We start from the raw sequence: 22137 nt of genomic DNA, 5'->3' as shown, positions 1-22137 counted from the left end.
GGCATATTAAAGACATTAAGAAAACTGTCTTTAATATCTGTAGAATCGTATATGGCTGAAGCAACTGTTCTTCCTGGCTACTCTATCACCGAACAAGTCTATGTGGGTTCCAAAACCCTAGTCTATCAAGCAATCAGAGAAGCGGATTGCCGTTCTGTGATCGTTAAGCTGCTTGGACATAACTACCCTAGCTTCAGCGAACTCATTCAGTTCCGCAATCAATACCTGATCGCTAAAAGCCTTGATTTTCCTGGCATCGTCCAGCCTTGCAGTTTGGAGAACCATCGCAACGGCTATGCATTGGTAATGGAGGACTTTGGCGGTATTTCTCTTTTTGCTTATACCCAAGAACAGCAACACTCTGCTTTAGCTATTGCCGATTTTTTGGCGATCGCGTTGCAACTAGCAGATATCCTGTACGAACTCTACCGCCATCGCATTATTCATAAGGATATTAAGCCTGCCAATATACTCATAAATCCTAAGACTCAGCAGGTAAAGCTAATTGATTTCAGCATTGCTTCATTGTTACCGAGGGAAACACCAGAGATTCAAAATCCCAATGTGTTGGAAGGAACGCTGGCTTATCTCTCACCCGAACAAACAGGAAGGATGAATCGCGGTATCGACTACCGCAGCGATTTCTACTCTGTTGGTGTTACTTTTTATCAACTGCTTACAGGAAAGTTGCCATTTCAGTCTAATGATGCGATGGAATTGGTTTATTGTCATTTGGCAAAGCAGGCAATTCCCGTGCATGAGGTCAATTCTGCGGTGCCTGAGATGCTGTCTGCGATTGTGGCAAAGCTGATGGCTAAGAATGCTGAAGATCGCTATCAAAGCGCGCTGGGACTGAAGCATGATTTAGAGATTTGCCAACGTCAGTGGCAAGAAACGGGCACAATTGAGCCTTTTGTGTTGGGACAACGAGATATTTGCGATCGCTTCCTCATCCCAGAAAAACTCTATGGTAGAGAAACAGAAGTTCAGGAATTACTAGCAGCATTTGAAAGAGTTGCTCAAGGTGACAGTGAAATGATGTTAGTCGCTGGGTTCTCTGGAATCGGGAAAACGGTGGTGGTAAATGAAGTTCACAAACCGATTGTCCGGCAACGCGGCTATTTTATTAAAGGCAAATTTGACCAATTTAATCGCAATATCCCATTTTCGGCATTTGTACAAGCCTTCCGGGATTTAATGGGGCAATTGTTAACAGAAAGCGATCGCCAAATACAACAATGGAAAACTAAAATTCTCGCAGCATTAGGCGAAAATGGGCAAGTAATTACAGAAGTTATTCCCGAATTAGAAAGAATTATTGGCAAACAACCAGCAGCAGCAGAATTATCAGGTAATGCTGCACAAAATAGATTTAATTTATTATTTCAGAAATTTATTCAAGTATTTACCACTGCCGCCCATCCATTAGTAATCTTTTTGGATGACTTGCAGTGGTCAGATTCGGCTTCTTTGAAGCTGATGCAATTATTAATAAGTGAATCTAAAAGCGGTTATTTATTATTAATTGGAGCTTATCGAGATAATGAAGTATCATCTGCTCATCCTTTGACTTTGACTTTGGATGAAATTATCAAAGCAGGCGCAAAAATTAATACAATTACTCTGCAAGCGCTCAGTCAATTAAAGTTGAATCAATTAGTCGCAGAGACATTGGGTTGTGTAGAAGACTTGGCGTGGTCGCTTTCCCAACTGGTTTATCAGAAAACCCAAGGGAACCCATTCTTTGCCACTCAGTTTCTCAAAGCATTACATCAAGATGGACTAATTGAATTTAATTTTGTAGAGGGATGTTGGCAATGCGACATCACAAAAATCAATCAGCAAGCACTGACAGATGATGTCGTGCAATTCATGGCTTTTCAATTGCGCAGGCTACCGCCATCAACTCAACAAGTATTGAAACTAGCTGCTTGTATTGGTAACTCTTTTGATTTAAAAACATTAGCAATTGTTTTTGAACAGTCAGAGATAGAAACTGCTAGTTGCTTGTGGAATGCTTTGCAGGAAGGATTAATCTTGCCACAAAGTGATATTTATAAGTTTTATCTTGGGGAAGGAGATCGAACTTTTAATCAAGAAAGTTCGGAGATTGTTGCATATAAATTCCTGCATGACCGAGTTCAACAAGCTGCCTATTCTTTAATTCCAGAAGAAAACCGCGCGATCGCTCATTACCAAATTGGGCAACTATTGCTGCAACAAATTTCACCCACAGCTAGAGAAGAACGGATTTTTGAATTAGTTAATCAGTTGAACTATGGAACGACGTTAGTTGTTGAACAAGCAGAACGGGATAATTTAGCCCAACTTAACCTAACAGCTAGCCGCAAAGCTAGAGCCGCCACAGCTTATCAAGCAGCTCGTGAATATACTACAACAGGGCTGACATTATTGGGAGAAGAGGCTTGGCAGCGACAATATACCATGACCTTAGCCCTGCACGAATTAGCTGCCGAGATTGCCTTATTGTGTGGTGAATTCGAGCAGATGAACCAGTGGATTGCAGCTGTAATCGATCGCGCCATGACACCCCTGGATCGGATGCAAGTTTACCAAGTAAAAATTCAGGCATTAAACTCCCAAAATGATTTTTTAGCAGCGATCGCCACAGGTAAATCTGTCCTAGAAATATTGGGAGTCAGCTTACCCGATCGCCCCACACCAGAGGATGTTCAGCAGGCTAGAGAAGAAATCGCCGCATTAATTGGCGATCGCTCGATTGAAGATCTGATTCATCTGCCAAAGATGACGGATGCTCACCAACTGGCTATTGTCCAGATTGCTGCTACTATTATGCCTTCTTGTTACTTGACAAGCTCGCCGCTTTATCCATTAGTGGTGGCGCTACAGGTTAAGCTGTCTATTCAATTTGGCAATAGTCTGTTTTCACCTGTTAGCTATGTTAGTTATGCATTTCAAATCAATATCCTCTGGCAAGAGATGACAGAGGTACAGCAGTTTGGGCAATTAGCTTACCATCTGGCAAAAGAACCGTATGCCAAAACTCAACGAGTAGCAACCTTTGTGATCTTTGCTGGATATATTCACCACTGCACAGCACATTTGCGAGAAACGCTACCCATTTTTCAAGAAGGCTATCAAGCAGGATTGGAAACGGGCAATCTGGAATTTGTGATTTACACCGTACAAGTATATTCTTTAAATGCCTTCTGGACTGGTCTACCACTAACTGAACTCGAACCTCAAATTCGTGCCTACCACCAGCATTTACGCGACCTCAACCAAGTAACAACAGCCAAGCACTATTTAATTTACTGGGAAACGGCTCTCATCTTATTAGGTGAATCAGAAGATGAAGTTCCTTTCCGGCGAGATTTCTATGAGAAAGAATTGCTTTCTCAAGTGCAAGCATCCAATGATATGTTTCGCTTGTGTATCTTTTATCTGCATAGATTCACGTTGAATTTCTTGCTAGAAGACATTACCAAAGCCGAACAGGATGCAATTCAAGCGAGAAAAAATTTATTTGCTTGTACGGGAACAATTATTGAACCTGTCTTTTACTTGTTAGATTCGCTTACAGCACTTGCCAGAACGCCGGAATCAAATTATGAGTCAGATATTCACTGGCAACGAGTGCAGGAAAATCAAGAAAAGTTACAGAAATGGGCACACTATGCCCCAATGAATCATCTACACAAATTGAATTTAGTTGAAGCTGAAAAATCTCGCGTTCTCAATCAAAAAACAGCAGCCATAGAACTATATGAAATGGCTATTCAAGGTGCAAAAGAAAACGAATATCTTCAAGACGAAGCACTCGCTAATGAATTAGCTGCTAAATTCTACCTTGATTGGGGTAAAGAGAAGGTGGCCGCAGGTTATATGCAGGAAGCTTATTATTGCTATTCACGTTGGGGTGCAAAAGCCAAAGTTGACGATCTAGAAAAACGCTATCCTCAACTGCTGCAACCAATTTTGCAACAGCGACGGCTCAATCTAAACCCTCTAGAAACTATTGGTTTTTCTGGCAATTCTCTATCAACTCGCACTAGCAGTACGGGTAACACCAGTGTTTCCAATGCTCTTGATTTTAACTCTATTCTCAAAGCTGCTCAAGCTATTTCTAGCTCTATAGAATTCGATGAATCGGTTGCCAATCTCACCCGCATTATTTTGGAAAACTCTGGTGCGAAAACATCAGTATTGATTCTCCCCGAAGATGATACTTGGCAAGTACGAGCCATTACATCGATTAACGATCTAGAAAACTCCCTAGAGCAAATACAAACTATCCTGAATTTCCAACCATTAGATACTTGCGGATATATTCCCACAAATATTATCAATTACGTCAAAAATACCCAACAAACAATTCTCATAGATAATCTACAAACAGATATTCCTGGGTTAATTGGGGAATATATGCTAGAGCATCAACCCAAGAGTGTATTTTGTACGCCAATTATTAATCAAGGACATTTAGTAGGAATTCTTTACTTAGAAAATCGCTTAACTTCTGGAGTATTTACTAATCAACGTTTACAAGTTATTAATTTATTGGCTTCGCAGACAGCAATTTCTCTAGAAAATGCCCGACTGTATCAACAGGCTCAACAAGCATTACAAGATTTAAAACAAGCGCAACTTCAAATTGTCCAAAGTGAGAAAATGTCTGCACTGGGTAACTTAGTTTCTGGGGTAGCTCATGAAATGAATAATCCCCTGGCTTTTATTGCTGCTAGTCTCAAACAAGCAAAACCTACAGTTGTAGATATTATAGAACACTTGAAACTGTATCAAGATTTCAGCAATCCCAGCGATAAAATTCTTGAGCATGGCGCAGAAATTGATTTGGAGTTTAGCTTAGAAGACTTGCCGAAGATGATTGATGCAATGGTGATGGCGTGCGATCGCTTAAAAAATATTAGCACCAGTCTGCGTACCTTCTCCCGTGCTGATAAAGATTACAAAGTCCCTTTTAATATCCACGAAGGTATCGATAGCACAATTTTAATTCTCAAACATCGCTTAAAAGCTAACGAATACCGCCCAGCAATTGATGTGTTAACTGAATATGGTCATCTTCCACAGATTAACTGCTTTCCCGGACAATTGAATCAGGTATTTATGAACATCTTGGCAAATGCTATTGATGCTTTAGAAGAATCAAATACTGGGCGAAGTTTTACGGAAATTCAAGCCAATCCTAATAGAATTACCATTAAAACTTCAGTAGAAGATAAGCAGGTTAAGATTAGTATTGCTGATAATGGGATGGGAATGAGCGAGGAAGTTAAACAGAAAATTTTTGACCACTTATTTACTACCAAAGCTGTAGGAAAAGGCACAGGCTTAGGATTAGCGATCGCTCATCAAGTAATAGTAGATAAGCATGGTGGAACGCTAACAGTAAATTCTCAACCTGGAACAGGGGCAGAATTTGTCATTAAACTTCCCATTTAACGCATATTCCCCAAGTGCGCAGAGTAGCACAAAACTTCTTCTCAGCGCACCTCAGCGCTTTCCTCAGCGTTCCTCTGCGTTATAAAACAATCTGCTCTTTCATCCTCTGTTCTAGCAATTCCAGTAACCCATCCACATCCTTACCAACTTGCTCAAAACAAGCGGGTGGTGCTGGTTCTGGTGCAAACTGAATTAACTTAATTTCACCTTTACCAATACCAATCATCACAACTTCCACTTCTGGTTTGTGATTCTCGATAATTCCTAATATTTCCTGAAGCCGACTCTCAACTTTACTATTTAATTTCTCTATCTCATCTAGAGGACAATAAACAAAATGCGGTGTTGGTTGCAAATCAATACCAATAGTACCTTGACTATTCCCATTTTCTAACCACAATCCCCAAAACAGCGCCGCTAATTCTGGTTGATTTGCTTTCACAAATCTATCCAACTGACTGCGCCACTTGCTATCTCCTAATTCCGGCTGAGTACTACCAAAAAACATAAATTAATTCAAAATTCAAAATTCAAAATTTTCTCCTCTCTGCTTACAAAGAGGATTTGGAAGTGAAGGTTTTTCTATCTCAAACCAGATTGTACGCGCCAAAGACTAGCATAAATACCATCTTGCTCTAGCAATTGTTCGTGGGTTCCCGACTCTACTAGTTTTCCATGTTCCATGACATAAATACAATTGGCATTGCGGATAGTAGAAAGACGATGAGCGATCGCAATTGTGGTTCTATTGACTGTAATCCGTTCGAGCGATCGCTGAATTGCGGCTTCGGTTTCATTATCTACTGCCGAGGTGGCTTCATCTAAAATCAAAATTGGCGGATTTTTCAATACTGCACGCGCGATCGCAATTCTTTGTCGTTGTCCCCCAGATAACTTTTGTCCGCGCTCCCCGACAATTGTTGCATATCCTTGGGGGAGGTGGGTAATAAATTCATGTGCTTCAGCTACCTTAGCCGCCATGATAATTTCTTGTTCTGTCGTCTCAAAGCTGCCGTAAGCAATATTCTCCGCAACCGTACCGTGAAATAAAAATACATCCTGACTGACTAAGCCAATACAACGGCGTAAATCTCGCAAATTTAAATTTTGCAGGTCAATGCCATCTAAGGTAATGCTGCCTGTGCGCAATTCGTACAATCGCAACAAAAGTTTGACTAAGGTGCTTTTACCGGAACCGGTGGAACCGACAATCGCAATCGTGTCACCTGCGGGAATTTGCAAAGACAGATTTTTTACTACTGGTAATCTATCTTTATAGGCAAACGTCACATTTTTAAATTCCACTTCTCCTTTAACTGCATCCACGGGTAAGGCGATATCTCCTGTATGAATCGCAATCGGAGTATCTAACAAATCCATGACGCGATTAGTTGAAGCCATTGCCCGTTGATATAAATCGAAGGTTTCCCCTAATCTAGTTAAAGGCCAGAGTAAAAGCTGAACTAAAAATACTAAGGAACTGTAAGCACCAACAGAAATTCTCCCAGCGACAGCTTCCATCCCCCCAAATAGCAACAATACTGTAAAAGCTGCCAAAATCAGCATCCGAATTAATGGGATAAAAGCCGCAGAAAGTGCGATCGCTTTCACGTTACTTTGGCGGTAGGCGTTACTTTCTGCCTCCACGCGCGCCGATTCATAATCTTCAGAGGTGAAACTTTTGATCGTCGTGATCCCGCTGAGATTATTGGATAACCGTCCATTGATTAAACCGACTTTTTCCCGCACCTCAGCGTAACGCGGTGCTAGCAATTTCTGAAAAGCTACCGAACCCCAAAGTATAAAAGGTATGGGTAAGATCGCCATCCAAGCTATGTTGGGAGCCAAAATAAAGAAGCCACCGCCAACTACAACAATAGTCGTGATTACCTGGATGATATCGTTTGCGCCCACGTCTAAAAAGCGCTCTAGTTGGTTCACATCATCGCTGAGGATGGACATTAAACCGCCAGTGCTACGTTCTTCAAAATACGCTAATTCCAACTCTTGCAGGTGATTGTACGCATCCAGACGCAAGTTATGCTGAATATTCTGCGCCAAGTTGCGCCAAATCAACTTGTAGCGGTACTCAAAAGTTGATTCTAGTATCCAAGTAATGACGGTAAGGAAAGAAAGAATCAAAAATTGCCCAAAGATATCCTTGATTCCTAATTGAGCAATAATCGAATCCTGCTGCTTAACTACCACATCTACAGCAATTCCCACCAATGCCGGTGGTGCTAAGTCAAAGAGTTTATTTAAAATCGAAGCACCGATTGCCAGCCAAATCTGTTTACGATACTGATGCCCATAGTCAAGCAGACGCTGGAGGGGATGCAAAGAATGTCTACGCCTTCTTGATACCTGATGAGATTTCAATGCTGTAGCCACATTTCGTTACAGTTGCGTGCAACTGATATTACCACGACAGATAAGGCAGTCCCAATGAAAAAATTTTGAGTGCTTTTAGCTCGATCTAGATTCCTGATGAGCGATCGCCTCTTCATAAAAGTATAAAATTCAAATTTACAGCAGCATCGGGTTAGGGGGGAGAGGAAATTTGTTAAACACAGATGTCGTCGTCATTGGTAGCGGTGTTGGCGGTTTAAGTTGTGCGGCACTATTAGCGCGCTATGGTTTTGATGTCATAGTTTGCGAAAGCCATTCCCTTGCAGGTGGTGCAGCGCACGCTTTTGAACGTCATGGATTCAAATTTGATTCGGGCCCGTCTCTGTACTCTGGGTTATCTTACAGTCCCTCTCCGAACCCACTGCGACAAGTACTAGATGCAATTGAATCTGAGCTACCCTGTGTCACCTACGATACTTGGGGATGCTGCCTTCCAGAAGGTGATTTTGATACCACAGTCGGTGCGGAACAATTTTGTGAAGTGCTGATGCAGCTGCGGGGTGAAGGTGCTGTGAGAGAATGGCGACAACTCCAGCGCGTGATGGAACCTCTAGCTATTGCCGCAACTGCCATACCGCCAGCAGCATTACGCTTTGATTGGGGTGCAGTAAAAACTGTCAGCCGATTTGCGCCATCCTTGGCAAGGCATAGTGCAAATGTGCGGAAGCTGACAGGCCCCTTCAGCAAAATTATGGATGGTGTTGTCAAAGATCCCTTTATTCAAAATTGGCTGAATTTGCTGTGTTTTCTGCTTTCCGGCCTGCCCGCAGATGGTACGAGTGCGGCAGAGGTAGCGTTTATGTTTGCTGACTGGTATCGCCCAGGAGTGCAACTTGACTACCCCATCGGTGGGAGTGGTGCTTTAGTTGACGCGTTAGTAAAGGGGTTGGAAAGATACGGTGGTAAATTGATGCTTGGCGCTCATGTAGACCAAGTTCTGGTAGAAGGAGGTAGGGCGATAGGCGTGCGTCTGCGCGATCGCCAAGAAATCCGGGCACAAAAAGCGGTAATTTCTGGCACATCTGTTTGGGATACGCTGAAATTACTACCAGAAACGGCAGTGCCCCAAAAGTACCGTCATCAAAGGCAAGTTACACCTGAGTGTGATAGCTTTATGCATCTGCATTTAGGTATTGATGCTCAAGGCTTACCGTCAAATCTGGCTTGTCACTACATAGTCGTCAACAACTGGGAACTGGGCGTCACTGCACCTCAGAATGTTGTACTGATATCAATTCCTTCAATTCTCGATCCATCACTAGCACCACCAGGTAAACACGTCATTCATGTCTACACTCCTGGTAATGAGCCGTATGCTCTTTGGCAGGGGATGGACAGGAAAAGCCCAGAGTACGTGCAACAAAAGCACTTACGTGCAGAGGTGATGTGGCAAGCTTTAGAGCGCATTATTCCCGATATTCGCTCTCGTTGCGAAGTTACCCTGGTGGGTACACCTCTTACCCATGAGCGTTTTCTGCGTCGCGATCGCGGTTCCTATGGCCCGGCGATTAAAGCAGGTGTGGGAATGTTTCCCGGCCCTAGAACACCTTTACCAGGGTTTATGTGTTGTGGCGATTCCACATTTCCAGGTATCGGTTTACCAGCCGTCGCCGCCAGTGGGATGATAGCCGCAAATACCCTAGCACCAGTGCAGCAGCATTTAGCCATGCTTCAAGATATTGGTTGTCTTTAATTTTTTTGTACAAACTTATCCGTGTATAGTACAATTGTATTGTATATTGTTCTCAATTCGCGTTCCTGGTAAATCCCTCAGTTAGCCTCTGGGGGATTTTATTTCGGGATGATGGCATTAATTCCTAGAAGCCTCATAACTTCCTCAAATTTTTTTTATAGATTAGTAATCTTGAATAAATCCAAAAATTTTTTTATGTGGTTAAAAATTTTAAAAGTACAAAGAATTTTACTACCTTCAGTCTTTTTAACCGTAGGAATAACCTCTGTCAGTTATGCTCAAACAGTTCCTGAGAGCTTTGTCACTCCTAGCGGTAATATCCGCTGCACAGTCGTCGGAGAAAACAATGATACTTTGCGCTGTGATATCAGAAGTGGACTAAATCCAAAACCGCCTCAACCTTATGCCAATTATTGTGAATATGATTGGGGCGGAGGCTTTTTATTATCTGAGTATGGTAAACCTGAGATTTTGTGTGTGAGCGATACATTTGATGCCAATTACAAACTATCCTACGGCAGTACTTGGCAAAAATCAGGTTTTAACTGTGTATCTCAAAAAACAGGATTGACCTGTATTAATGCTAGTGGCGATGGTTTTTTTCTCAGTCGCGAAAGCTGGAAGATATTGAGTAGCGATCGATAGTAGTTGTGATTACCCAAATTCTGTAAATCTCCAGCTTCGTTTTGTCCCGCCAGGGAATCAATTGATTCTCTAGCGGGACGATTGGCTACCTAACGATACTTATGCTGCTCCAATAGTTGTTGTGCTCTTGGCTTGTAAATTAAATAGAATAAAGCCTCTATATAGCGCAGCAAATCCTCTCGATTTTCTTGGGAACTAAAGTTCCAAAAACCATAAATTCGCGCTAGAGATAGCAGCTTTGTTGTGTGAATTCTCCAAGTATATGTGCTATAAACGCGCTCAATACTTTGGCGAGAAATTTTCTGCCAATAATCGGGATTGTGTTCGCATTTAGTGACGAAATCTAAAATTTTAGCGGCTGTTTCTTCTAAATTGGTAGGATTAATGTAAAATCCATTAACCTTGTCTTGAATAATTTCTAAAGGGCCACCAAATTGTGTTGCAAAAGTTGGTATCCCGGAAATCATAGCTTCCAAAATTGTCAAACCAAATGCTTCAAATAAGGCAGGTTGGACAAAAATTCCCTGATGGTCAGCAATTACTCGGTAAATTTCACCGGAATCAGTTTTAGATAGGCGTACACCCAGCCAGCGAATCTTACCGTGGAGATTGTACTGGTCAATAATTTGATAAAGTTTGACAATTTCGTCCCGTTCTTCGTTGTCGCCTGATTCTTCTACACGCAACTTCCCGGCGACTAAAATTAAATTACAATGCTCTTGTAATTCTTGACTTTGACCAAAGCATTCTGCTAGACCAGTGAGGTTTTTAATTCGGTCAAGACGTGCCATTGAGAAAAGAGGGCGTTTGTCAGGATCGTCAAGTTTACCAAATATTTGACTGGGATCGTCTAAAGTGAAAAGCATTTCGTTAATCCGTTGGCGATCGCTCTCCACTCGCTCTTGATTCTGGGTATAGGGGAAATAGTAATTTTCATTTACCCCTGGTGGAACTACATTAAATTTAGGACTAAATAATTCAATCCCATTCACTACATGATATAAATCCGGCATAGTGAAGCATTTATAAGATTCATACTGTCCTACACTATCCGGAGTTCCCACAATTTCTTGGTAGGTGCTGCTAATTACAAAATTGGCAGCATTCATGGCAATTAAATCAGCAGTAAACTGTAAGGAAAAATGATATTTATCTTCTAAGTCGTTCCAGTACAAGTTACTGAACAAGTATTTAGATTTTTCTAAAGCATGAGCAATGTTACACTGGGTAACTTTCATTCTGCGTGCTAGCAGAAATGCTACCAAATTCCCATCAGAATAGTTACCAACAATTAAGTCAGGTCTTCCGTGGAATTCTGCACGCAGTTCTTTTTCTGCATCGATAGCGTAGGTTTCTAAATAAGGCCAAAACTCAAACCGAGAAATCCAGTTTTGCGTCATGTTGGGATTGAATTCCCGCAAAGGTACTCGCAAAATCCAAGCGTTTTCTGTCCCGTGAACTTTTTCTAAACGTTGGTTACAAAGAGTTCCATCATTATTAGGAATTAAGCGCGAGAGAATAATTACCTTGGGCTGAACATTTAGCCCTTCTAAGCCAGCTAGTATTGCATCTTCTTGCAGCTGTTTTTCTAGAGACTTAGCCTGATCGAGAACGTAAACCACCTGACCGCCTGTATCGGGTCGTCCTAATACTCCTTCTTGACCAAACCATCCGTGGGGAGACACCAGGACGATTTTAAAAATCATTGGAATGCGAGATATAAACGCTTCTAGAGCCTGGGGATCGGGAGAATCTATTAATTCGTCCAGAATGCTCAAAGTTTCTTGAGTACGCTGGGCTGTGTTTCCCCAACCTGGCTCAAAACCCATTGTTTGTAGGTTAAAGCGGAATTCTTCATAAGGTTGATCGCTAGGGCGATCGCTCACAAAGGCCAAAGCTTTCTTGACTTGCTCAGAAAGTTGTTGCTGTGATTTGATGCGATCGTTGATTAGCAGTTGTACGCCATTATATTGATGTAACCGCAAGAAGTTGAATAGACTCTCTAGCCACTGTTTAGCGTCTTGTAATAATTTGCTGGATAGATAGCGGTTGAGGAAGTTGACGCCCTTACCGATGTTTTTCGGATCGCGAATGACTGGCGAGTAGTCATAAAATGGCCCAAAGTCCAGTTCTAGCAAATCGCCTTCATTGGGATGAAATCTGTTGACTATGCGATCGCGCATATCCAACAATTCCTGAACCGTCATTTGTTCTACTTTTAAGTCTTCTGTCACCAGATAAACTTCTTGGCTGGCTATCTTCGGACGAATAATAAAACAGAGGTTCGAGTCTTCTTGAATAATTTCTTGAGTATAGTAAATTAATTTGCTTAAATGAGAAGAACTGCAAAATTTCTCAGGTTTTTGGTACTTGGCACAATATTCGCTATATACATTAATAATGTCGTTACGTAAAAAATATTTCTTTTCTTGATGGCGTAACTCACTAATAAAGGAACGCAAATCAGCCTTTTCTTCACTATCTAAAACTGTTTGGATCAATTCAGACATAGTTACTCCTCCAAAAGTTGATTTTGTATTTTCGCCACTAGAGTTAATTCACTTAGCTAATGCGCATTTAAATTGGATATTTTTCGCGATCGCGTAGCGTCTACACGATCTGCTCGGCATGAGAAATTTAAGGATGACCCCGATGGTCAATATACACTTTAATTGCGCCATAGCTAATTTACTTATTGTTGCATCGCATATAAATACGATTTATATGACAGCCAGATTTAGACTGACGAGCCAACTTTGTTCGCTTTACTTAAAGTATCTATTACTCAGTACTTTGAACTCTAACTAAAGGCATAGAAATTTACATACTTTTTCTAGATGTGTTAACCATAAGCCTTTTATAGAGCAGGTTTGCAAGTTTTTTATTTATTAGAAGCAAATTATTTTATAAGGTGACTGCGTTATCCTAAAGAGGAGTAATAGCATTAAAAGTCGATCTAAAAAATGCTTGTTTCATAACTCAATCTAATTTACATATTTACTATCAGCTAAGTAAACTTTTATCAAAAAAAAGAGTGAGAATGATTTTCCGATTGGCATCTAGATTAGCTGCTTCAGCCGCAAAGGTCAAAGCAAATATCTCGCTCTACTGACAATTTTCTCAACAAAAGTTAATTTTTTTATTTCCCAATATAGCTTAGTAACTTTGGCTATCTTAAGAACAGTATTGCTATAAGCTAGATATAATTGCATCACTAGTAATGGCCATAGGACGATTTATATTTCTAATAATTCATCAGGCTTAACTCATTTCGATCTTGGCATTTCTCAGATCGCGATTATTTCAGTGCTAGCCTTTTATGACCTAACTTTTATCTTGCTAATAGGTATGTTTTCATAGTTGACTGTGTACGCAAAAATTTCTGCGGAAGCGGATTCATTACTTAACCAAATTTGCTTACACTATTTATTGAATGGTTGATAAAGCTTGCTTGGGGTAAAAGTGGAAATAAAAAAACTACCCCGACTAATAAATCAGATTATATTATGTTTAACTTGAATATAAATAATATAAATTAATCTGATTAGATATTTATTTCTGGTCGATTGATTAGGTTGTAGATGGCAAATTCTTGCTAAAGTGAAAGCTATTGGTATTGCCAACAACAGTCTATCTTTCACTGATTAGTCAGAATATATAAGTCTACTTTTATAGAGGGCGAACGATGGGACTCGAACCCACGGATGGTGGTACCACAAACCACTGCCTTAACCACTTGGCTACGCTCGCCATTAACTATTTGAGTATAACACGTCTCTGCCGATTTGATCCAGAGAATTTTTATTCTTGGAACGGACTCAGTTAATTTGCAGTCTGATGACTAAAACAAATCATAGCTGACACAACATGAAAGCATCAACGATTATTGCATATTTAGGAGCCGCAGGGCTAGCCGCATTGGGCGTAATCATGGCGAAATCAAATCCCACTCAGACTGCATATGAAGACTATGCTGTGCAACGATTGACACAATATTTAAAAACTGATGTTTGTCAGAAAACTCAGGGAGTTATAGAAAATTTAATACATTTCAATTGTGAGAAAGCTGTAGATTCAGTTAATCCACAAATGCGGGGAATTATAGCCGGAACTACACAAAGGCAAGATTTTATAGTTTTTAGTATTTATCGTACTGATTTAAAATTAAATTCCTTTATACCTTCTTATAAATTTGAAACTGTCGGAGCATTTAATAACTTTTATACGTATTCTGCCGAACAGCAATAGAATCAAGCACAGGGAGAGAATTTGGTACTGGTTGGGAATACTTCTATGTAGACCTAAGGAAGGCTCTACCTTGTAATGAAACTCTGTCCTAACGTTGGCTGTCTGTATCAGCACAATTCTGACACGGCAAAATTTTGTACCAGATGTGGTAAGCCACTATTGCTTAAAAACCGCTATCATTTGCTGCATCAGATTGGACGTGGTGGCTTTGGTATCACTTTTTTGGCTTTGGACGAGCACCTTCCCTCTCAACCCAAGTGTGTTATTAAACAATTCTGTTGTCCAGAAACCAGTGGGGAAAGCTTTGAGAAGGCTGTGGAATTGTTTCGTCAAGAAGCAGTTCGCCTGAGTGAGTTGCAGCATCCCCAAATACCCCAACTGCTGGATTACTTTGAACAAGAAAATCAGCTGTGTTTGGTGGAAGAATGGATTGCGGGACGGACGCTAGAACAGGAGTTGCAGCAAGGAGTTTTAAACGCAGAGCAAATTGGGGAACTTTTAAAAGAGTTGTTACCAGTACTGCAATTTATTCATGTCCGAAACGTCATTCATCGGGACATTAAGCCAGCAAATATCATGCGGAGATCGTCAGGAAAGCAACTCGTTTTGATTGACTTTGGAGTTGCTAAACAGATTACCGCTACAGCTTTGCTACGCACAGGTACAACAGTAGGAAGCCCAGGATATATGGCTCCCGAACAAATGCGGGGAAAAGCGCTACCAGCTAGCGACCTTTACAGTTTAGGGGTGACTTGTATTTACTTATTAACGGGGATTTCTCCGTTTGATTTGTTTGATGTGACTAGCGATCGCTGGGTGTGGCGCGATTATATTTTAGGTAAAGATGCAGTAAACCCTCAGCTTGCTGGCATTCTTGATAAACTACTACAAGATGCCCTCTCTCAGCGTTATAAATCTGCTGCTGAAGTTCTGCAAGCATTGAACTGTGCGCTAAAGCTTGATTATTCCCAACCTGTAAAGAAACAGCCAGTTCATACATTAAAATCAGCCGCCGGAGTTGATTACTATCACTTGCGCGATTTACTGGCTTTAAGACAATGGCAATCAGCCGATCGCGAAACTTGGACGCTGATGTGTCAAGCAATTAGGAAACCTATAGGCAGCTTTTTTTTTAGTAGCGATATCGAAAACTTGCCTTGTGAAGATTTACAAATCATTGACGAACTGTGGAGCAAACATAGCAAGGGGCGTTTCGGTTTTAGCGTACAGAAGCAAATATATGAAAGCGTTGACGGTGACTATGGTAAGTTTTGCGCTGCTATCGGCTGGAATCTACCTCAGTCTACTTCTCCTGTTCAGAAATTATGTTTTCAGTTGTCAGCACCTCTAGGACACCTACCCTCTCACAATTGGGCTGGCGGTACTCAATTGTGGCGACACGTCAGTGCTTTAAACGCAAAACTGGCAAACTGTAATATCAATTTGGGATTTTAGCAAGAGGATATTCATCCACCCCGTTAAGGCGTAGGCTTTTCCACCGACTTTCTGTAACATATTACAAATAACTAGTACGATTTCAATCCTTGCTCATGCCATCTGCGTATTTGCTGGTATCTCATGGAAGTCGCGATCCGCGTCCAGAAATTGCTATGCAGCAGTTGGCGGGGTTAATACGTGACAAAATACAAAACTCCAACAAGCAACAAAATCTATTTGAGATAGCTTACTTAGAACTCAGTCCGGAACCTTTACACGTGCAAATCGAGCAATTTGCCGCAAGCGCTGTTGCTGCTAATTGTAACCGAGTCAAAGTTATACCTCTATTTCTCTTGCCGGGAGTACACGTAATGAAAGATATTCCCGATGAAATAACTCTAGCTCAAGCGGCTTTGGGTCAAAAGATAATCGTTGACCAAGAAGCATATATAGGCGCTCACCCCAATTTAGAAAGCTTAATTGCCAAACAAATGGCTACCAAAAATACAGCTGCATGGATTCTATTAGCTCATGGTAGCCGTCGCCCTGGCTCGCAACAGCCACTCGAAGCAATGGCTGAAAATCTCGGTGCAATTACAGCTTATTGGTCTGTAGCTCCGAGTTTAGAATCACGCGTCAAAGAATCGATCGCTGTTAGCAAGAGAGAGATTGCAATTTTGCCATACTTTTTATTCCCTGGTGGCATAACCGATGCGATCGCTCAATCGATAGAGACGCTAAAATTACAATTTCCTCTCGTAAATTTCCATCTGGCACAGCCCTTGGGAGCCAATACAGCAGACTTAGCCCAACTAATTTGGGATTTAATAGATACATGAACCGCACAGATACACAGGAGAACAAGTTTTTGGGCAAGGTTTATTTGGTAGGTGCGGGGCCGGGAGATCCGGGACTGATGACTCTCAAGGGCAAAGGTTTGTTGGAATGTGCCGATGTTGTCATCTATGATGCCTTGGTGAGTCCAGCAATTCTGGAAATGATTAACCCCCAAGCAGAGCGAATCAACGCCGGGAAGCGGATGGGGCGACATTCTCTATTACAAGAAGACACAACTCAACTTTTGATTGAGAAAGCGCAGGATCGCGCCATAGTCGTGCGGCTCAAAGGTGGCGACCCGTTTATTTTTGGTCGCGGTGGCGAAGAAATGGAAGAATTGGTAAAAGCAGGAATTCCGGTGGAAGTTGTGCCTGGTATTACCTCCGGAATTGCTGCACCAGCCTATGCGGGTATTCCGTTAACTCATCGGTTGCATAGCTCTTCTGTCACCTTTGTCACTGGTCACGAGTCGGCGGGTAAGTATCGACCGACGGTAAATTGGAGCGCGATCGCCCACGGTTCGGAAACTATAGTTATTTACATGGGGATTCACAATCTACCTTATATTGTCGAGCAATTGACAGCAGCAGGCTTGAGTTTAGAAACACCAATTGCTTTAGTACGTTGGGGTACGCGACCAGACCAAGAAGAATTGATTGGCAAAGTGGGCACAATTGTCGAACTAGTAGAAAACACTGGATTTGGCGCACCTGCGATCGCAGTCATTGGCTCAGTGGTTAATATGCACGGTATTTTATCTGGTTGCCGTCCCAAGCCTTGATGGGGAGTATAGGGAGTGTGGGGAGTGTGGGGAGTGTGGGGAGAAATGACCAATGACTATTGCCTTTGGACTCTTGACTCTTGACCTTTGACCAATGCCCCATGCCCCATAAAAAATGACAAAATGACAAACAAGAAATTATAAATGACAACGTGCAAATCACAAATAGCTACTTGTTAATTTGTAACTATTCGTGATAGAATACAATTCCACTCAGTCGCTGATTTAATCGCACTCAGTAAATCTTCAGGAGTATATGGCTTAGTTAAATAGACATCGGCACATTGTTTCCTCGACCACAGATGATGAACTGCCTGATTCTTATTACTACAGACCACAATTGGCACTTTTTGACTAGTTAAATTAATTTTCAGAAAGCGGCACAACTCAAACCCACTCATTCCTGGCATCACGACGTCGGTGACAATCGCATCCGGTCTTTCTTCCAATGCAATTTCTAAAGCCTCTTTCGCACTAGAAGCTTTAACAGTTTTGTAACCCCAATCTCCGAGATAATGAGCGATCGTTTTCCATTCTCGCAGAGAATCTTCAACAAGCAGAATTTTCCCAGCCCAAGTAATACTCAACCCTCAACCCCTTAGAGAAATATGTTGGTCTGGTATCGTTATACTGCTGATTTTGGAATTACACCAGGTGTTTACACCATGTGCTGAAAGATAATCTTCAGTAAATCCCCTTGCGTAAACGGCTTAGTTAAATAACCTGAGGCTTTCACCATCTTGGCTTTTGCTCTATCTATCAAACCAGTTTTTCCTGTCACCATAATTACAGGCGTATTTTTAAACTGTGAATGTTTACGTAACAGAGAACACAACTCATACCCATCTAAATTTGGCATGGTAATGTCTAATAAAATTAAGTCGGGTTTGGTGCGGAGAATTTCCATTAAAGCTTTTAATGAATCTGTTACTCCCACAACAGAAAACATTTGCTCATCCAAAAAGTTTTTGATAGCATTCAATACGCTTGGGCTATCATCAATGCAAAAAATAGTATAAATTTTTTTGTCATTAGGAGGTGAAACTTGGTCAAGACTATTACCTCGATTATGAGTATAAGCAGACAAATAGTTGGGGTTTTCTATTACTTGGCTGCTACCAGTTCTCATTGCTGAGGGAGGAACTTTAACGGAAGGTTGTGATGGCTTGTGACGTGGAAACGCTCCCGATCTTTGAGAAATTGGCGATTGTCCAGCAGATTCTCCGCGATATTTTTGGCACTGTTCAACCAATAGGCGTAGATTTAGATAACAGAACTTTGGCAAATCATCCAAAAAGCTTTCAGGAATAAATTCGTAACTTCCTTCTTCTACTTTCAAAAATGAATCTAAAACTTCTAGTGCCAATTGTTCTATCAAAATTCCGGCTTGGGCAGCACTAATATATTTCTGATTGACTAACCAACAAATAGCTAAATAATCGGGATTTGGTATTGCCTGATTCTCAATACCAGTTTCAAATATAGCTCGTAATTGTTGATCGATTCCCTGAGGAATCGTAGAGATTTGCTGACTCAATTGCTGCAAGTTTCTATACAGGGGCTCAAAAATTTTCTCCGAGTAGCAAGCATAGATCAATTTACCTTCATCTATATATATTGACCAGGAACCTGATGTAGTAAACACCTGTAAGCACCCGGTAACAGACTTATTAGTGACTTTTTTTAAAAGAGATAGAGGTTGTATTTTCTGAAAAAACCGATATCTACTAATAGGAAGTGTCTTCATTGGGACGGCTCTAGTATAAAAGCAATATTTGCAGTTGAATGTTGTGGAAACCCTTCCCCAGCATCACAGGGATTGAGTCACAGAAGTGCATTCAGATAAACATAGCGCTTCTTATCTACATGAGTACAGGCAAATTGCCCACTCTTAAACTCCCCACTCCCTGTCACACTATAGTGCATTGAACTGCACTCGTGCTGAAGTAGAACAGCCTTGCTATTGCCAAATAGCAAAATGGCTATACTTCCTGCTTGGAAACAGTATTCCAAAAATCAGCTTGACTTTCTGTATCTTTCGCTAATCTAGCTCAGATCGCAGTAACGCTAGTGTTTACTAGTACACTACCGCCTTCAAACTTGAGAAGACGACAGCACTACTGGTAAGGTTGTTCGCGTTATGAGATCGCAGCTAATTCAGCTCTGGCTCTGACTCCATTTAAACTCACCGTATTTATTGTAACTAAGTAAACAAACAGTTGATTATTTTATCCAAATTAGAGATTGTGGAGGCTTTCTATGTATGTTTGGATAAAATTATTACTTTGTACAATAATAGTGAATTACTATCAAGGGTGAGTCAGTTAATTTTTGATGCGATGATTGTGCGTCATCAGATTTAATTGCTACCGACTTGGCAGAAAGCAAGCTTTTTACGAGCATTAAGCAAATTTAACTGTAATGGAAGGAAATTAGCTACTTGGCACGATATTAAGTCCTAAATTCTCAAATTTACAGAGAAATTTCCAGAATTGCATAGTAAATCTCCGTAAGTTTGAAAACTCTGGCTAGACTTGTTTTCTATGTACCGCCGCGTTATCGATGTCTGATACCGAACCAGCGCACAAAATTTTAGGTTAGTAGCTGCTTTGGGAAACTTCTGAATTTTTTCATTGCTTCATAGGCTAATTTCATTGCTAACAGCAGATTGCAATAGTAAGTAGCTGAAAATTATTATTTTTCAGCTAAATGGTAGATATTAAGTAAGTTCGTTAATAAAACCTAGGTTACTTCAAAATTTAGGAACAGTGAAAGAAAATATGTGAAATTTATGATAAGTAAATCGAGGAAATATAAAAAAAAATTTATTTATAGCCATATGAGGGTTTGGGAAATTTTTTGGATTTACCACTCCTGGCTGACTATAAATGTACAGTAATTATCATTTTTTATTTATCAAATCATCATACCATTTTTGATGTCGAATTGCTTTGTGCACCTGGATTATAGAAATTCATCTGCCGCCTTGTTTTTGACAATTGTTATTAGATAATTAAAAAAAGCTAAGAATTCAAATCTCATTCAGCCCTAGTATTATAAATAAACTTTTGAGAGATTGCTGAGGGGTTATACACCTCATATCAAATTATTCGTTTTGCGTCATCGATCGTTAGATATCTACAAAAATTGTAGAGACCGTAATGTACAGTCTCTACATTTGTCATTAACAACAGCCATTAAAAAGGTGAACCAAAAAGATTCACCTAAATCAGGCTTTTGCTTAAACCAGCTACACTATGGGAACGACCATTCTGAGCAAATCGCTTTTGCAGAATTTGCCGATAGGCTTCTTCATAACTATCAGTCATCTTCTGGAAGCTAAAGCGGTTTTCTACATACTTTCTACAAGCGTGGCGGTCTAACTCTGTGACTTTATTAATAGCGGTTACGAACTCTTGAATATTTTCGCAGAGGAAGCCTGTTTTTCCGTGGTCAATGACTTCGACTGTAGAACCAAGTTTCATTGCAATCACTGGCGTACCTGAGGCCATAGATTCAACCATGACTAAGCCAAATGGTTCTCGCCAGGTGATCGGGAATAAAGTCGCTACTGCACCTCCCATGAGGGCATTTTTTTGTTCGTGGTTGGCTTCGCCTAAGTACTCAATTTGTTTACCGTCAATTAAGGGTTTGACTTCTTTTTCGTAATATTCCACATCTACGACATCAACTTTACCAGCAATTTTTAAATGCCAGCCAGCTTTTTTGGCGATCGCGATCGCTAAATGTGTTCCTTTCTCTGGAGATATCCGTCCCAAAAATGCTAGGTAAGGAGGATCGGTGGGTTTTGGATGAAATTGATAACTGCTAACATCAATGCCGTTATATGCAGTGGCTACATAGTTCAGTCCCAATCTTGCTTCTCGTTGAGCATCAGAAATACTGATATAAGGTTGATGTTTAGCAAATTTAAACATCTTTTCGTTGTCAGGGGTAAAAATACCGTGCAAGGTATGAACTGTGGGAGTTTTGACCAGGTTCGCATAGGGTAAGGCTGCACAACCCATATGGGAATGAATAATATCAAACTCTTCTGCTCGTCCGTAGACTGAACCCAATTGCAACATCTCGTAGATGCCATACTCTTTAACATTAGGGTCGAGTCTTAAAGCACGAGGGTGAACTGATTCTAACTCTGCCAAACTGATAGAATCACCCGATGCAAATAGCGTAACTTCATGTCCGCGCCGTACCAGTTCATCGGTCAGCAACCCCACTACTAACTCTATACCTCCATAACCTGGAGGTGGTACTCTCTCCCATAGTGGGGCTATCTGAGCAATTCGCATCACAAACCTCCTGAAAAGTTAGTCTTGGCTGAGAGTTTTTGCTATCTAAGCTTAGGATTTAAGGAATATTTTCAAGTACTACAATCTAAGCCCAAAGCTCTCTTTGAACGCCAAGCAAATTATGAATTACATTAGAATCCTAAGCTTTCACTACCAGCTTTTTCTTCTACCTTTGTAGGGAAATTATCTTCTACTTCAGAGATAAATTTTATATTTTTGACTGCAAATGCACCACATCTCTATCTTTAGGCTTCCTACAAATGCGCGTGAAATTCATAGATTTAGGACTATGATAATGATTTATCAGCATTATCAACTAATTGCAATTA

At 40.9% G+C, this 22137-nt stretch carries 13 protein-coding genes and 1 tRNA gene; 7 read left to right on the top strand and 7 right to left on the bottom strand.

Translation table 11 applies throughout. The features are described 5' to 3' along the window. Positions 1 to 51 precede the first annotated feature (51 nt). Complete coding sequence (locus tag AACU33_RS22370; RefSeq protein WP_096590730.1) at positions 52 to 5448, top strand: trifunctional serine/threonine-protein kinase/ATP-binding protein/sensor histidine kinase; 5397 nt, start codon at positions 52 to 54, stop codon at positions 5446 to 5448. A gap of 79 nt (positions 5449 to 5527) precedes the next feature. On the opposite strand, the gene ccmS is transcribed toward AACU33_RS22370, so the two are convergent. Together ccmS and AACU33_RS22360 are read right to left on the bottom strand one after the other, a co-directional pair. After that, on the bottom strand, positions 5528 to 5956 hold the full coding sequence (gene ccmS / locus AACU33_RS22365; RefSeq protein ID WP_096590729.1) for a beta-carboxysome assembly chaperone CcmS: 429 nt from the start codon (positions 5954 to 5956) through the stop codon (positions 5528 to 5530). Positions 5957 to 6030: 74 nt separating this feature from the next. After that, a complete protein-coding gene (locus tag AACU33_RS22360; protein ID WP_096590728.1) occupies positions 6031 to 7839 on the bottom strand; it encodes an ABC transporter ATP-binding protein in 1809 nt (602 codons plus the stop codon). 169 nt (positions 7840 to 8008) lie between these two features. On the opposite strand from AACU33_RS22360, the gene AACU33_RS22355 reads away from it, so the two are divergent. Both AACU33_RS22355 and AACU33_RS22350 read left to right on the top strand, forming a co-directional pair. Beyond that, positions 8009 to 9550 (top strand): phytoene desaturase family protein, encoded by a 1542-nt coding sequence (locus tag AACU33_RS22355; protein WP_096590727.1) that lies wholly within the window; start codon positions 8009 to 8011, stop codon positions 9548 to 9550. A 195-nt stretch (positions 9551 to 9745) separates the two neighbouring features. Then, positions 9746 to 10195 (top strand): DUF6636 domain-containing protein, encoded by a 450-nt coding sequence (locus AACU33_RS22350; protein ID WP_096590726.1) that lies wholly within the window; start codon positions 9746 to 9748, stop codon positions 10193 to 10195. 89 nt (positions 10196 to 10284) lie between these two features. Here the strand turns inward: AACU33_RS22350 and AACU33_RS22345 are convergent, their stop codons facing one another. Together AACU33_RS22345 and AACU33_RS22340 are read right to left on the bottom strand one after the other, a co-directional pair. Continuing rightward, positions 10285 to 12705 (bottom strand): sucrose synthase, encoded by a 2421-nt coding sequence (locus AACU33_RS22345; protein WP_096590725.1) that lies wholly within the window; start codon positions 12703 to 12705, stop codon positions 10285 to 10287. A gap of 1167 nt (positions 12706 to 13872) precedes the next feature. Beyond that, a tRNA-His gene (locus tag AACU33_RS22340) sits at positions 13873 to 13945 on the bottom strand. A 117-nt stretch (positions 13946 to 14062) separates the two neighbouring features. Here AACU33_RS22340 and AACU33_RS22335 point away from each other — a divergent pair. The 4 genes from AACU33_RS22335 (at position 14063) to cobA (ending at position 17498) form a co-directional block, all read left to right on the top strand. After that, positions 14063 to 14443 carry a DUF4359 domain-containing protein gene (locus tag AACU33_RS22335; protein WP_096590724.1) on the top strand — a complete coding sequence of 127 codons (381 nt, stop codon included), beginning with the start codon at positions 14063 to 14065 and terminating at the stop codon, positions 14441 to 14443. Between the two features lie 75 nt (positions 14444 to 14518). Continuing rightward, positions 14519 to 15898, top strand: coding sequence for a serine/threonine-protein kinase (locus AACU33_RS22330; protein WP_096590723.1), 1380 nt, complete (start codon positions 14519 to 14521; stop codon positions 15896 to 15898). Positions 15899 to 15993: 95 nt separating this feature from the next. Further along, a complete protein-coding gene (locus AACU33_RS22325; protein ID WP_096590722.1) occupies positions 15994 to 16719 on the top strand; it encodes a sirohydrochlorin chelatase in 726 nt (241 codons plus the stop codon). Further along, the gene (gene cobA, locus AACU33_RS22320; protein ID WP_096590721.1) at positions 16716 to 17498 is read left to right on the top strand and encodes a uroporphyrinogen-III C-methyltransferase; all 783 of its coding nucleotides are present in this window, start codon (positions 16716 to 16718) and stop codon (positions 17496 to 17498) included. The genes AACU33_RS22325 and cobA overlap by 4 nt, the downstream gene beginning before the upstream one ends. A 176-nt stretch (positions 17499 to 17674) precedes the next feature. Here cobA and AACU33_RS22315 read toward each other — a convergent pair whose 3' ends face one another. The 3 genes from AACU33_RS22315 to AACU33_RS22305 form a co-directional block, all read right to left on the bottom strand. Continuing rightward, entirely contained in the window at positions 17675 to 18085 is a 411-nt protein-coding gene (locus tag AACU33_RS22315; protein ID WP_096590720.1) for a response regulator, read from the bottom strand. Between the two features lie 71 nt (positions 18086 to 18156). Continuing rightward, positions 18157 to 19245 (bottom strand): response regulator, encoded by a 1089-nt coding sequence (locus AACU33_RS22310; protein ID WP_096590719.1) that lies wholly within the window; start codon positions 19243 to 19245, stop codon positions 18157 to 18159. A gap of 1477 nt (positions 19246 to 20722) precedes the next feature. Next, on the bottom strand, positions 20723 to 21808 hold the full coding sequence (locus tag AACU33_RS22305) for a glycosyltransferase family 4 protein (protein ID WP_096590718.1): 1086 nt from the start codon (positions 21806 to 21808) through the stop codon (positions 20723 to 20725). Between the last annotated feature and the right edge of the window lie 329 nt (positions 21809 to 22137).

Origin of the sequence: Calothrix sp. NIES-2098, assembly GCF_963875125.1 — a bacterium.
Classification (GTDB): Bacteria; Cyanobacteriota; Cyanobacteriia; order Cyanobacteriales; family Nostocaceae; genus Aulosira.
Note: the sequence above shows the minus strand (reverse complement) of the source record. Positions and strands in the feature narration are given on the sequence as shown.

Coding starts and splice junctions, on each gene's coding strand:
- AACU33_RS22335 (WP_096590724.1), top strand. CDS start 14,063: ATGAAAGCATCAACGATTATTGCATATTTAGGAGCCGCAGGGCTAGCC.
- AACU33_RS22350 (WP_096590726.1), top strand. CDS start 9,746: ATGTGGTTAAAAATTTTAAAAGTACAAAGAATTTTACTACCTTCAGTC.
- AACU33_RS22345 (WP_096590725.1), bottom strand. CDS start 12,705: ATGTCTGAATTGATCCAAACAGTTTTAGATAGTGAAGAAAAGGCTGAT.
- AACU33_RS22370 (WP_096590730.1), top strand. CDS start 52: ATGGCTGAAGCAACTGTTCTTCCTGGCTACTCTATCACCGAACAAGTC.
- AACU33_RS22305 (WP_096590718.1), bottom strand. CDS start 21,808: ATGCGAATTGCTCAGATAGCCCCACTATGGGAGAGAGTACCACCTCCA.
- AACU33_RS22325 (WP_096590722.1), top strand. CDS start 15,994: ATGCCATCTGCGTATTTGCTGGTATCTCATGGAAGTCGCGATCCGCGT.
- AACU33_RS22310 (WP_096590719.1), bottom strand. CDS start 19,245: ATGAAGACACTTCCTATTAGTAGATATCGGTTTTTTCAGAAAATACAA.
- ccmS (WP_096590729.1), bottom strand. CDS start 5,956: ATGTTTTTTGGTAGTACTCAGCCGGAATTAGGAGATAGCAAGTGGCGC.
- AACU33_RS22330 (WP_096590723.1), top strand. CDS start 14,519: ATGAAACTCTGTCCTAACGTTGGCTGTCTGTATCAGCACAATTCTGAC.
- cobA (WP_096590721.1), top strand. CDS start 16,716: ATGAACCGCACAGATACACAGGAGAACAAGTTTTTGGGCAAGGTTTAT.